The organism is Mycolicibacterium frederiksbergense, from assembly GCF_012223425.1.
Taxonomy (GTDB): Bacteria; Actinomycetota; Actinomycetes; order Mycobacteriales; family Mycobacteriaceae; genus Mycobacterium; species Mycobacterium frederiksbergense.
The window spans coordinates 1798798-1810931 of record NZ_CP038799.1; the positions used below are offsets into that span (position 1 = coordinate 1798798).

Genomic DNA, 12134 nt, shown 5'->3' on the forward strand with positions numbered 1-12134 from the left:
TCCGCGAGTTGTTCAGCTCGTCGAGCCGGCACACGGGACTCGCCGCAGGACTCATCGACGCATCGGCGACGTGACCCCGGCGATCCGGGTTGGGGAAAGCGCTACCGAGGATCTCCCGTGCGACCCCCGTACGTGGCGATCTTGTACTCCGTCGCGGCCAGCGAGAGAGTCAGCTCGCGGATCTGACGACGAATGGTGTCGCGGTGTTCCATCAGCATGTCCAGCCGTTCGGACACCGTGTCAGCACCGGCATCGACCAGCCCAACATAGTGCTGGAGATCGCGAATAGCCATGCCGGACAAACGCATTCGCGTCAAGAACACAAGACGACGGATCGCTGCTGCCGAATACCGGCGGCGCCCCTCGGCGTCACGGTCGACGACCAGCAATCCGATGCGCTCGTAGTAGCGCAAGGTGTGCGCGGTGATGTCCAGCAGGTCGGCGACTTCGGCGATCGTCCTCGGTTCATCGATCTCGCCGCCGTCGACCATATGGTGAAGTACCTCAACGGATACCGGGCCGACGGCCTCGCCCATGGACGCAAGAGCCTTGGCCATCAGGTCGTCGACACTCATCGTCAAACCCTAGACCGGCCGGGCCGACGGCGGCGCGTCCACAAAGTCGGTGCCGCTGGCGACGCCGGCCCACTTCTCCAGAGCTTCAAGATTGGCGCGGTATCCGTTGCCGATGCGCTGGACAGCCTCGGCTCCCAACGGGAGTCGCAACGGCACGTCGTTACCGTGCGTCAGGTCGATGATCACCTCTGCCGCTTTGACCGGATCCCCCTCTTGGACCCCGTCGACCTGCGCCAGGTCCGCGCGCACCGCGCTGAGCGCCTCTCGGTAGACCGGACTCGACTCGGCGAAGGCGATGACATCGGGTCGGTTGAATCCGGTACGGAATCGGCTGGGTTCCACGATCATTACCCGGATTCCGAATGGCGCCACCTCGCCCGCAAGCGCCTCCGACCACCCTTCGAGGGCGAACTTTCCCGCCGAGTAGGCACCCGCTCCGGGAAAGGAGACACGTCCCCCCTGGCTGCTCATCTGGATGATGGTGCCGCGGCCCTGCGTGCGCATCGTTGGCAGCACCGCCCGCACCAGCGCGGCGGGCACGAACAGGTGCAGGTCCAGCGCCTCGCGCAAGTCGGCATCCGGCACCTCCTCGGCCGCGCCGATGATCCCGCGGCCCGCATTGTTGACCAGGACATCGACGCGCCCGAACCGCTGCAGCGCAGCCTCGACCACCCCTCCTACCTGCGAGGCCTTCCTGGCGTCGAAGGCCGTCACGGCAAGCCGGTCGGGATACCTTTCGGCCAGTTCGGCGACCGCACGTGGCTCCCGTACCGCGGCAAGGACGCTATCGCCGGCTTCCAGGGCACGTTCGGCGATGGCCCTTCCAAACCCGCGCGAGGCGCCGGTGATGATCCAGGTGAGGTGGTTGCTCGTGGGTGACATGGTTGCGACGCTAAAGCTTCGAGTGCGCTCGAACGCAAGCCTGATCGAACTCAGTCCCATTGCCTTGAGGGCGATCTGGGCGGCCGCTCTGAGCTGTGCGCGGCAGATACCGTCACGTGCCGAGAAGGCGATCCCGTTGAGCACCGACGTGGTGTAGAGCGCAGAGGTAGTTGGGGACGGGCTTCACATCAGTTCCGCTTCACGGTTGATTGACTCGATCGGGGCTCATTGAGAATCTTGTTCGGCGACTTGGGAAATGAGCGCCGGCCCCGCCGCTCAGAGCACCTCGGCGAGGAACCTACGGACCACGGCGACGAACTCGTCGGGGCGGTCATAAGTGACGATGTGACCGGCGTCGGCGACGGTGACGCATCGGGATCCCGGGGTCTGGGCATGGGCGGCGCCGAGTTCGGCCGCACCGACCAGGGGATCTTGGTCGCCGCGCATCCACAAGGTGGGGACGCCCAGCGTGTGCAGTGCGGGCGTGAGGTCGAGGCGCATGCCGCGGGGCCCGTACGCCTCGATCTGCCAATCGTCGAGCGCCTTCTCTCCGTGCCGGTTCTTCTCCCGGGCCTCGGTGACGGCCTGGGAGACGATGCGCTCAAATCCCGGGGTGTCGGCCCCGGCCGTCAGGTTGGCGGCCATGGATGACCGGACGTAGCCGGGGAACTGGGCCAAGATCCAGCTGCACAGCCTCAGCAGGCCAGGCATACGCATCGCCGCCCAGGTGAGGAACTGGTGCGGGCGCTTGGCACCGATACCACCCGGTCCGATCGCCACCAGAGCACTCACGCGGTCCGGGTGTTCCAGCGCGAACCCAGTTGCCACCCCACCACCCAACGACAATCCGATCAGTCCGACGCGCACCAGTCCCAGCTCGTCGAGCAACTCGTGGATGAATCGGCGATAGAACGCATCGTCGAGCGTGCCGACCCAGGGCCGGCTCCCGCCGTGCCGGGGCAGATCGATGACGTGGACGCGGTGATCGCGCGCCAGCGCCGAAGCCACGTCGTGCCAAACGCCCTGCCCGGTGTCGAGCATGGCGCCGTGCAAGAGCAGCAGGGGCGGCCCGGACCGGCCCGCGCGGTACAGCCGCACGGGACCTCCGCAGACCGTCAGGTCGGTATGGGCCTCGAAGACCGCGGACATCAGAGCACCGCCAACTGTCGGAGCTGGGCATCGAGGCGTTCGAGCACGATCAGTTGCGCCTGCCTGGCCTCCTCGGGGTCGACGGGCAGGCCGGTGGCCAGTCCTCGCCCGACCAGATCGGCGAACAGCCCGACGGTGTCGCGGAGCTGATCGTCGGCGCCGACGTCCACGATGCCGGGCGCCTGCAGCAGGCCGATGGTGAACACGCTGAGCATCCGCACCAGCGGCTTGATCGCGACGCCCGCGTCGATCACCCCGATGCGCTGCAGCGCGACGATGTAGTCGACGAGCCAGTCGAACCGCTGCTGGTATCGATCGTCCGTCACGGCGCGGACATGCTCGCCGAGGGTGGTCTCGTCGCCGAGATACATGGCGCGCATCAAGGGATCGGCGAGCAGTGCCTCGACACCGAACCGGTAGATCATCGGCAGGTCGACCACGTCGCCGGCGTCGAGAACGCGCCGATGGACGTCGGCGGTCAGCGTGCGCATGCTCGCGTTCAGCACGGCCGCCAGAATCGCCGCCTTGTCCGGGAATTCCAGGTAGACAGCGCCTTTGCCGATGCCGGCCCGCGCCGCGATATCGGCGACCGTGGTGGTCGCCCACCCCCTGTCGAGCGCGAGTTCACGCGCCGCGGCCACCAGGCGCGCGCGCCGATCGGGGATCAGCGGTCGGGGCATGGCACCACCTTCCGTAGTGACCAGAGAATAACATTTGGTCACTACGAAAGGCAGCGCCTCAGGCCACCGCGCTGATCAGTGCGCCGCACATCGGCATGCCGACATCCAGGTGCCGTTGCTGGAACGTGTTGGGCGCGATGATGACCACCTGCCCCCACTTCCCGCACGGGCTCTCGGTATCCCGATTCACGTCGCTGGCCTGCAGATCAGCGGTGGCGCTATCGCCGGGAGCCAGGGTCAGCAGCGGTGCGGCGATCTGCTGGCGGCGCTCGACATGCACGATCGGCAGATCCTCGTCGACGATGTCCGCACCCGGGTAGCCCTGCAGTGTGCACGCCTTCGAGGTCACGTTCTCGAACAGCAGCACCACCCGGTGCTCCGAACCCTGCGATTCCAGCGGCTTGTTAGACACCACCAGATCGGCGTCGGTGCAGGTACCGGGCACCCCCGGCGGCGCGGTGACGGTGACGGTCACCGGCGACGAGGCGACCACCGTGGTGGTCGAAACCGGTGTCGGGGCCGGCGTGGCCTCGGACTCGGCGGCGGGGGCGACGGGCTCCGACGTGCATCCCGCGAGCAGTGCGGCCGCGATGACGGGCAGGGCCGGCTTCCAGATGTTCATGGGATGAGAAGACGACATTTCCGCCGCTACCGATCCCAAAAACGGCATCGGGTCGGCAATAATGCCGCGGTGCAACCTGAATCCGGCCCGCAGCCCGCTGTGCGACGCGCGCTGTCCCCGCTCCTGCAGGAGGCGCGTCGACGGCCCACCTACTTGCGGCCCCGCGCCCTGCCGGTCCCGCTACGCATCCTGGCGGTCATCACCTGGCTGGGCGCAGCGATCATGCTGGCCTTCGGGTTCATCCCCGGACTCTTCGCCCCCGACGAGTATTCGCTGTTCGGCGGCGAACTTGTCTTCAAGTACTCGCCGATCTGGCCGCTGCTGTGCGGCCTGGCGATCGGCTCAGGTGCCGCAACGGTCGGCTACATCTATACCGCCACCAGCCCCAATGCCCCACGGCACCACGCACTTCTGGCCTGGTGTGCCGGCGTCGCCACCCCGCTCATCCCGATCCTCATCCTGGCGATCGATCGCAGCTGGCAGGTGATCCCAGCCGTCGCGTCATGGCTGGCCGCGGCCGCGGTCGTGATCAGCCGACTGCACATCCTCCGCCGGCCGACCGGCCCTTGGCTGGGAATTCTGCTGGTCTGCCTGGTCGCCGGACCCTGGATTCCCTCCATTTGGGCGAACATCGCATTCGGCCGGGCCCTGAGTTCCTTCGACACCGCGGACCCGGACGAACTGATCTATCTCCTGATCGACGATATCGGGGCCCAGACCTACGTCCCTGGTATCGCGCTGGCCTTCGTGGCCGCGATGGCCACCGGCGGTGTGGCGCTGGCCGCGCATTCGCGATCCGCCGTCGCGCACAGCATCTCGCGTCATCGACAGAGCTGGGGTTACACCGCTCTGCTGTGCGCGGTGGCCGTCATCGTCGTCGTTCTCGAGATCACCGAGGTCGGCGGTATCTCCTCGGGTTTCAAGGAAAACTATTGGACGCCCGGCGGTCCGGGGACCTGGCCGCACGCGATTCTCGTCGCTGTTGCCATCGCGTACGGCGCCCGTCGATCGTTTCAGTCGCCCCTGCTCCCGCGCGGCGATGTGCGCACCACGCTTGCCGTCGGTATCAGCGCGCTGGCAAGCCAGATCGTCATCGCCGTCGTGGTGGTCGGGAACCTCTTCATGCTTGCGATCGCCGGTCCGACCTCGGCCGGTATCGCGCCGCCGGCCGGACTCGAGCTCGCCATCATGTGGTCGACGCTGCTGACGCTGGTACCGGTCGCCGCTCGGAGACGTTGGTGCGGAACCGTCGGGCAGTTCGTCGCCCGGGTCGGTCTGCTGTACCTGCTGCCTGTGTACGTGAACCTCACGCTGAGCCAGATGGGCGTGACCGTTCCCATCGCTTTCTGGGCCAAACCCACCCAGATCGTCATGTGCCTCGTCGTCATCGGTTGCTTGGCAACATTTTTGGGTGTCTCAGGCCGCGCGGCACCGTTACCGGCCGAGCTGATCAACCGGCTGGTGCTGATACCGCTGCTCATCGCGGTCGGCACCGCGTGGATACCGAGCGTCCTCGCCGTCCCGCTGACACCGGTCATCGCGGTCACCGCCGCGCTGTTCGCATTGCTCTGGACGATGCCACCGGAATCCGGAACGGCGCACACCGGTGTCGTGCTCGCCGTGTCGGCCCAGCTGCTCCTGGTGGCGGCCGCCGCCGGCATCGTCACCGTCTACAAAGATTTCTCACCCGATGACACCACGCTCGCGCTACTCCTGTTCTCGGTGCCGTTGAGCGCCCTGCTGTGCGCACATGTGCAGCCCGCCGCCGAGTACGGCGATCCCACCGACACCGAGGGCACCGGACCACCGGTACCGCGTTAGCCGGTACGGTGCCTTATCCGGTCATAGTGGACCGTAAGCCGCTCACCCGTCGCGCACATAGGGGTCGATCACAGGTGTCAGAGCAAAGTCCTCATCACGGCCCGGCCGAGGTCCCTGTCGACGTCCCGCTCGAGGACGTCATCGCCGGCTCCGCCGAAACCGTCGAATCCCCCGATACCGACGAACCCGTCGAGGCCACCGTCACCGACCGGACACCGGTCAAGCGCAACGGCTTCAACCGCCGCGGATTCCGTTTCGCCACCCCGCTGGGCGATATCGCCATCGCGATCCGCACCCCCAAGCAGCAACCGGTGGTGCCGAAATGGTTCGACCCCCTGGGCCTCACCGACCGCGCCCTCGACGCTGCCAAAACCGGCCTCAAGCTCGCCACCTGGACGGAGGAGCAGCTGGCCACCCTGGTGAAGAACCGGCTGGAGGCCCTGGATGCCGCGCCGCGCCCGCTGCAGTCCGCCGAGGCCGCACCCGAATCCACGGACTCGCTGCACACCAAGCTGGGCCGGCTGCTGGACCGCGCCCTGGACCAGAGCACCAGCGGCAGCCAGCAGGAGCTCTACCACCGGCTGCTCGACCAGCTCGTCGCCGACGAGGCCCGCATCGTCGGCGCACTGTCGGACGGCACATCCTCCCCGCTGGTCAACGTGCACAGCCGGTCGCGCAACCAGGTCGTGCTGCAGAACGCGTGCCTGATCGGGCGCACCGCAAACGTCGCACTTCCCCATATGGTCCCGAAGTACGTCGATCATCTGCTATCCCTTGGACTTGTTGAGACCGGTCCGGAGGACCCGTCACGAAAAGCGGATTACGAGGTGTTGATGGCGGAGCCGATGGTGCTGAAGGCGATCAAGAGCGCATCGCGCGGGCCGTTGATCGCCCGGACCGAGAAGTTGTCGCTGAGCCTCTCGGAGCTGGGCAAGGGGCTGTGGGCGGCAGCGGTGCAGCAGGACGGTCCGTGAACGGATGACGGGCGAGGCGATCCTCGCCATCGAGTCGTGGGCTGAGATTCGGGCCGATTTCAGCGTCAACTGGTTCATCTACCTGTCCATGCCGTTCATCGCGGCGTTCGTGGGGTGGAGCACCAAGATCGTCGCGGTGGAAATGCTCTACCGCCCAATGGAGTTCAAGGGCATCGGCCCGTTCGGCTGGCAGGGCATCGTGCCGCGCCGGGCCGGCAAGGTGGGCTCCAAGACCATCGAGCTGCTCACCCAGAATCTGCTCAAACCCGAGGAACTGCTCGAGCGCGTCGATGCCAAGGAGGCGGTCGAGGCGCTGCGCGAACCGCTCACCGAAGCCATCGACGAGATATCCCGCGAGGTCGCCGAACAGATCCGCCCCGGCCTGTGGGACTCGCTGCCCGAAGCGGGGCGGCGCGCCATCCAGAAACGGATCCAGGACGAGACACCGCGCGTCGTCGAATCGCTGATGAACGAGATGCGCTCCGATCTGCCGCGGTTCGTCGATGTGCAGTACCTGGCCGTGACCACCCTGGTCCGCAACAAGGACAAGCTCAACAAGTTGATGCGCGGTATGGGTGACGACGCGATGGCGTTCGTCCGGCGCAGCGGCATCTATTTCGGGCTCGTCATCGGCGTCGTGCAGATGTTCGCCTGGGCGCTGTTCCAGAATCCGTGGATCATGCCGGCCTTCGGTTTCGGCGTCGGCTTCATCAGCGACTACATCGCGTTGAACATGCTGTTCCGCCCCATCGAACCCAAGAAATACCTGGGCTTCATCCCCTTCCAGGGCCTGCTGCACGCACAGCGGGACAAGGTCACCCGCGATTACGCCAGAATCCTGGCCGAGGACCTGTTCTCCCCCGAGATCCTGTTCGACGGGGTGCTGCGCGGCCCGGGCGCGGACAAACTGTTCGCCCTGGTCGGCAAGGAGGTCAGCGCGGCCATCGATGCCCAGACCGGCATCGCCAAGCCCCTGGTCAAGATGGCCGTCGGCACCCAGCGCTACAACGGGCTGAAGGACAACCTGGTCCAGATGGTCCTGGCGCAGCTGCCGACCACGCTGCTCGAAGCCCAGGACTACGCGATGAACGTGCTCGACCTGGAGAACACGATCATCGACAAGATGGGCCAGCTCACCAACGAGGAGTACGAGTCGATCCTGCGGCCGGTGTTCAAGGACGACGAGCCGACCATGATCGCCGTCGGCGCCATCCTCGGCGGTGTCGTCGGCGAGCTTCAGGTGGTGCTGATCGAGAACTTCGGCAACGAACCCCCCGCCGTCAACGCAATTCCGGAACTCGTCCGGATCGTGCTGCACCAGTAGCTCAGGCAGCCGAGATCCGAGACCTCACCTCGAAGTCCAGGCCTTTGGCCTCGGCCACGTAGATGTCCTGCGCCATCTGGTTGCCGCGCATCGTGACCTCACCACGGGGGCTGATGTAGGTCAGGCCATCCGCCGCACCGGTGAGAGCATCGATGCCCAGCGACCCGGCCCGCGACACCAGCGCGATCAACAGGGTGAAGGCTTCATAACAGGATTCACCGATGCTGTTGAGGGCCGGCGCCGACAAGCCGAAGTGACCGTAGTAGCGCGACGCGAAGTCCATGCTGGCCGTGGTGTTGAGTGCTTCGAAATACCCTGCGGCCGCGAACAACCCGTCATTGCTGTCGCTGCCGCTGGCCAGCAGCATGTTCTCTTCGACATGCGGGCTCAGCCGGGGAACCGCCGGGCACAGGCCGGCAGCGGCGAACTGGCGATTGAACGCCACCCCGTCGCCACCGACGAGCAGCAGCAGCACGCCCGCCGCTCCGGTCTCCTCGACCTGGCGTATCGCTGCGCCGAAGTCCTGTGTTCCGAGCGGTACGTAGATCTCGTCCAGCAGAGGTCGGCCCTGCGAGCGGGCATGCAGTCGGGCGGCCACACCGGTCTGGCGGGGCCATATGTAGTCGTTGCCGATCAGCACCCACTGGTCGATGCCGTATTCGGCGTTCATCCAGTCCATCGCCGGCAGCAACTGGCGCGAGGGCGTCTCACCGGTGAGGAACAGCCCTGGCGTCCGTTCGCCGCCCTCGTAGAGCGGTCCGTACACGTAGGGCACCCGGTTGGCGGTGACCCGGGCGATGGCCTGGCGGACCGGCGAGATGTGCCATCCGGTGACCGCGTCGATCGCTCCCCGCTGGAGCAGCCGCTGGATCTCCGCCGCGACGACGGACGGCGCGCGGCTACCGTCCACCAACCGGAGGCGAACCTGCTTACCCATGAGCCCGGAGGTCGCGTTCACATCGGCGATGGCCAGTTCGGCGCAGGCCTCACAGGACGGGCCATAGATGCCGGCCGACCCACTTCTGGGCACCACCAGGGCGATGTCGACGGTGGATCGGGGCCGGGCCGCACCCGCGGGCATCGATGTCATGTCCATCGTTGCCTCCATCCACCCGGTCGTGCCGAGCCTTTGCGTCATCTTCACGGGGTCCCGTTAACGCGACATTGCGCCGTTGTTCACGAGGTGAAAAAGTTGCGATCTGGCAGCAACCCGCGAGATCAACGTCCCGGAACCGGCAGCTCACTGGCGCGGGCAAGCGTCCTGATCAGTTGAACCGCGCTGTCCTCGCCGAATTCCTCGGCGAGGGTGGCTTTCATCGCCGCCTCTTGCCGGGCCAGCCGGCGCACTTTCGACTTGCCCCTGGCCGACAGATAGATGAGCACACGTCTGCGGTCGGTGGCGTCGACGCGCCGGAGCACGAACCCGCCGTCGACCAGCTTGTCCACGATGCGTGTCAACGTGGGTGGCGGAATGGCCATGGCCGTTGACATTTCACTCATGGTGAAGCCCTCGCCGCCGCGCAGTGCGCCGAGGACCCGCCATCCCTCGATGGTGCTGACCTCGCTGTCGAGCAGACCCTGCGACAGCGATTCGGTCCACCAGCGACCGATCCGGAAGAACACTTCGGAGACACTTTCGACGCTGGTCGAGATCGGCACTACCGCTCCTGACGTGATCGCTTCCATCGCGAACTGTTGTTGGTGTGCAGCTTATCGGGGTGTCGCCGGTCACGCGGGCTGCGCGACCGGCACCGCGCCTGCACCGAATACTCTGGCGATCAATGATCCGCCCCATTCGGAGGCCACGCCGAAGCCCGCGCCGACGAACGCGGTGACGGCGGCGACCAGCGCGGGATGACCGATCCCTGCCGTGGTGATGCCGTTTCCGGTCGCGGCGATGGTGCCGACCGTCATCGCGAATCCGAACACAATCGCCGGCGTCGCCGAGATCCACGGCAGGCGTGAGGCCTGCACCATGGCCAGACTGCCGACTCCGACCGCGATCGACAGCCACAGTGCGCTGCCGGTGGCCTGTACCGAGAGCAGTGTGGCCGTGGCGATCACGATTCCGGTCCAGTTGCAGGCGACGGACTTTGCGAAACCCGTCAACCCGGATCCGACGAAGAAGAACGACGCCCATGCCAGGAACAACACCCAGACCGGCAGCGGCCAGACGGTCGCCGTCATCAACGTCGAGAGCATGCCGAACACCCCGACGCTCAGCGACAGAGCGGTGAGCTTGGACATCAACGATCCCTTCCCTCAGTGATGGTGGTCATGGTCATGGTCGTTGTGCGACAGACGTTCGGACTCGATCCGGCTGCGCTGCTCGATGAGATCGGCACTGACGTAGTCCTTCTCGGCGACCAGCCGGGTGAATGCCTCCCCGAACTGGCGGTAGTAGATCGAAGGATCGCAGACGTCGTCCACCCCGGAGCCGTCGATGACCTCGATCAGGTGCTTCTTGAAGTCGTTCCATTCGAAGCGGCCCGACTCGCACATGTGCACCACGAGTCCGAAAAGCCTTCCCTGCCAGGGTGCATCGAAGATCAGCTCACCGTTGGATCTGGGCAGCGCGACCGGCCCGCCCAGATCGTCGAGGCCGGCGAAGTCCAGTGTGGGCGCCGTCATCACGACCCCGCAGACGAGGTGACGAGCGCGGTGCCCACCATGGAGTCCCGACTGATCAGCGGAACCAGCTCGTCGGCGGTGAGGCCCTCGGTGCCCGCCGGCCGCTGCGGGATCACCAGATAGCGGATCTCCGCGCTGCTGTCCCACACGTCGATCTTGACGTCATCGGCCAGCGTCACACCGAACTCCGAGAGGACACTGCGCGGCTCCTTCACCACCCGCGCGCGGTATTGCGGGTACTTGAACCAGGCCGGCGGAATGCCCAGCAGCGTCCACGGGTAGCAGGAGCACAGGGTGCACACCACGACGTTGTGCCGCTCCGGGGTGTTCTCGACGGCGACCATGTGCTCGGTCTGCAGTCCGGTGAAGCCCATATCGGCGATCGCCGCGGTGGCATCGGACAGCAACCACTCGCGGTACTGCGGGTCGGTCCAGGCCCGAGCAACCACCTTGGCCCCGTTGACCGGGCCCATGTCGTTCTCGAACGAGGCGACCACGGCATCGACCGCCTCGTGCTCGGCCAGACCCTTTTCGACCATCAGCGACTCCAGCGCGTTGACCCGCGCCTCGACGTCGGCCATGGAAATCCAATCCATCTCGAGATACTCCTTCGTAGTCAGGCGCCGGCCGGCTCGAGGTATCCCTCGAACAGGTCTGCGTAGAGATCGAACTCTTCGGTCACGGTGTCGCCCCACAGTTCGGTGGCACTGAAGCGCACCATGTAGAGCTGGTGGGGCTCCTCGACCTGCCGGTGCGCGCTGGCGGCCGGATCGCGATAGGCCCCGTACTGCTTGACCACCTCGCCGGTGGCGCGATTCAGATAGCCGGGCAGGCGGTTGTGGGTGGACTCGTGGAGGTTGAGCACCCGCACGGCGGCGCCGATCTCATACACCGGCGGGCTGGTCGCCGGGAGGTCATGCGGGGTGCCGTTCCAGATGAAATCCATCATGTTCTCGGCGAGCGGCGAGAGCGTCTCGGGCTTGTCCGGGTGCGGCGTCATCGCCGGTGCGCCCAGCTCCTTCATCCGCTGATCAACCTCCTCGTGCGAGATGATCCCCTTGTCGTTGAGCAGTTTCTCCACCGAGAACAACCAGTGTGAGTAGTAGGTGGAGTCGGTGTAGTCACTCCACTTCATCAACTCGATTCCGTGCCGTTGTTCGTCGAGATTGAACACGCCCTGCTGCAGGGCCATTGCCGTGACCGCGTGCATCCGACCCTCGAACGGGTAGCGCCAGTCCGGGATACCCGGTTCCAGGAACTCGGTGGCGACGGGGCCCAGCCCGTCCCGGCCACCGACATCGTGTGGACCATGCATTGCCGATCGCACCTCCGCTTCTTTACTTGGGATCTGTAATACTTCCACCTGGAACTATGAACACCCACAAGGCGCTTCGCAATCCGACGGCGCAGCTGTTACAAGCACTTAACTTTCGCGTCCGGGCAGGTTAAATATGGGTTTCCAAGCCAGCTCAAGTG

Annotated in this window: 14 protein-coding genes; 3 read left to right on the plus strand and 11 right to left on the minus strand. The window is 66.1% G+C overall.

Features of this window, described 5'->3' with window-relative positions; genetic code table 11:
• Positions 1–101: 101 nt before the first annotated feature.
• The 5 genes from EXE63_RS11670 to EXE63_RS11690 form a co-directional block, all read right to left on the minus strand.
• Complete coding sequence (locus tag EXE63_RS11670; RefSeq protein WP_168142096.1) at positions 102–575, minus strand: MerR family transcriptional regulator; 474 nt, start codon at positions 573–575, stop codon at positions 102–104.
• Between the two features lie 9 nt (positions 576–584).
• On the minus strand, positions 585–1457 hold the full coding sequence (locus EXE63_RS11675) for an SDR family oxidoreductase (protein WP_168142097.1): 873 nt from the start codon (positions 1455–1457) through the stop codon (positions 585–587).
• 276 nt (positions 1458–1733) lie between these two features.
• Entirely contained in the window at positions 1734–2606 is an 873-nt protein-coding gene (locus EXE63_RS11680; protein ID WP_168142098.1) for an alpha/beta fold hydrolase, read from the minus strand.
• A complete protein-coding gene (locus EXE63_RS11685; protein WP_168142099.1) occupies positions 2606–3286 on the minus strand; it encodes a TetR/AcrR family transcriptional regulator in 681 nt (226 codons plus the stop codon). Before EXE63_RS11685 ends, EXE63_RS11680 begins: the two co-directional genes overlap by 1 nt.
• A gap of 58 nt (positions 3287–3344) precedes the next feature.
• Positions 3345–3908, minus strand: coding sequence for a DUF4232 domain-containing protein (locus EXE63_RS11690; protein WP_168142100.1), 564 nt, complete (start codon positions 3906–3908; stop codon positions 3345–3347).
• Positions 3909–3977: 69 nt separating this feature from the next.
• Between EXE63_RS11690 and EXE63_RS11695 the strand changes: the two genes are divergently transcribed.
• The 3 genes from EXE63_RS11695 (at position 3978) to EXE63_RS11705 (ending at position 8027) form a co-directional block, all read left to right on the plus strand.
• A complete protein-coding gene (locus EXE63_RS11695) occupies positions 3978–5729 on the plus strand; it encodes a hypothetical protein (RefSeq protein ID WP_168142101.1) in 1752 nt (583 codons plus the stop codon).
• A gap of 74 nt (positions 5730–5803) precedes the next feature.
• Entirely contained in the window at positions 5804–6703 is a 900-nt protein-coding gene (locus EXE63_RS11700) for an Abi-alpha family protein (protein WP_366515324.1), read from the plus strand.
• A gap of 4 nt (positions 6704–6707) precedes the next feature.
• Positions 6708–8027 carry a DUF445 family protein gene (locus EXE63_RS11705; RefSeq protein ID WP_168142102.1) on the plus strand — a complete coding sequence of 440 codons (1320 nt, stop codon included), beginning with the start codon at positions 6708–6710 and terminating at the stop codon, positions 8025–8027.
• A gap of 1 nt (position 8028) precedes the next feature.
• On the opposite strand, the gene EXE63_RS11710 is transcribed toward EXE63_RS11705, so the two are convergent.
• The 6 genes from EXE63_RS11710 to nthB form a co-directional block, all read right to left on the minus strand.
• A complete protein-coding gene (locus tag EXE63_RS11710) occupies positions 8029–9123 on the minus strand; it encodes a substrate-binding domain-containing protein (protein ID WP_234904454.1) in 1095 nt (364 codons plus the stop codon).
• Between the two features lie 122 nt (positions 9124–9245).
• The gene (locus tag EXE63_RS11715; RefSeq protein ID WP_234904455.1) at positions 9246–9686 is read right to left on the minus strand and encodes a MarR family winged helix-turn-helix transcriptional regulator; all 441 of its coding nucleotides are present in this window, start codon (positions 9684–9686) and stop codon (positions 9246–9248) included.
• 69 nt (positions 9687–9755) lie between these two features.
• Entirely contained in the window at positions 9756–10274 is a 519-nt protein-coding gene (locus tag EXE63_RS11720) for a DUF1097 domain-containing protein (protein ID WP_168142104.1), read from the minus strand.
• A gap of 15 nt (positions 10275–10289) precedes the next feature.
• A complete protein-coding gene (locus EXE63_RS11725; protein WP_168142105.1) occupies positions 10290–10658 on the minus strand; it encodes a nitrile hydratase accessory protein in 369 nt (122 codons plus the stop codon).
• Positions 10658–11254 (minus strand): nitrile hydratase subunit alpha, encoded by a 597-nt coding sequence (nthA, locus tag EXE63_RS11730; protein WP_168142106.1) that lies wholly within the window; start codon positions 11252–11254, stop codon positions 10658–10660. The genes EXE63_RS11725 and nthA overlap by 1 nt, the downstream gene beginning before the upstream one ends.
• A gap of 20 nt (positions 11255–11274) precedes the next feature.
• Complete coding sequence (gene nthB / locus EXE63_RS11735; protein WP_168142107.1) at positions 11275–11973, minus strand: nitrile hydratase subunit beta; 699 nt, start codon at positions 11971–11973, stop codon at positions 11275–11277.
• Between the last annotated feature and the right edge of the window lie 161 nt (positions 11974–12134).

What these genes read in the sequence shown, in the direction of transcription:
- EXE63_RS11670 (WP_168142096.1), bottom strand. Translation starts at nt 575, where the DNA reads ATGAGTGTCGACGACCTGATGGCCAAGGCTCTTGCGTCCATGGGCGAG.
- EXE63_RS11675 (WP_168142097.1), bottom strand. Translation starts at nt 1,457, where the DNA reads ATGTCACCCACGAGCAACCACCTCACCTGGATCATCACCGGCGCCTCG.
- EXE63_RS11680 (WP_168142098.1), bottom strand. Translation starts at nt 2,606, where the DNA reads ATGTCCGCGGTCTTCGAGGCCCATACCGACCTGACGGTCTGCGGAGGT.
- EXE63_RS11685 (WP_168142099.1), bottom strand. Translation starts at nt 3,286, where the DNA reads ATGCCCCGACCGCTGATCCCCGATCGGCGCGCGCGCCTGGTGGCCGCG.
- EXE63_RS11690 (WP_168142100.1), bottom strand. Translation starts at nt 3,908, where the DNA reads ATGAACATCTGGAAGCCGGCCCTGCCCGTCATCGCGGCCGCACTGCTC.
- EXE63_RS11705 (WP_168142102.1), top strand. Translation starts at nt 6,708, where the DNA reads ATGACGGGCGAGGCGATCCTCGCCATCGAGTCGTGGGCTGAGATTCGG.
- EXE63_RS11710 (WP_234904454.1), bottom strand. Translation starts at nt 9,123, where the DNA reads ATGGACATGACATCGATGCCCGCGGGTGCGGCCCGGCCCCGATCCACC.
- EXE63_RS11720 (WP_168142104.1), bottom strand. Translation starts at nt 10,274, where the DNA reads ATGTCCAAGCTCACCGCTCTGTCGCTGAGCGTCGGGGTGTTCGGCATG.
- EXE63_RS11725 (WP_168142105.1), bottom strand. Translation starts at nt 10,658, where the DNA reads ATGACGGCGCCCACACTGGACTTCGCCGGCCTCGACGATCTGGGCGGG.
- nthA (WP_168142106.1), bottom strand. Translation starts at nt 11,254, where the DNA reads ATGGATTGGATTTCCATGGCCGACGTCGAGGCGCGGGTCAACGCGCTG.
- nthB (WP_168142107.1), bottom strand. Translation starts at nt 11,973, where the DNA reads ATGCATGGTCCACACGATGTCGGTGGCCGGGACGGGCTGGGCCCCGTC.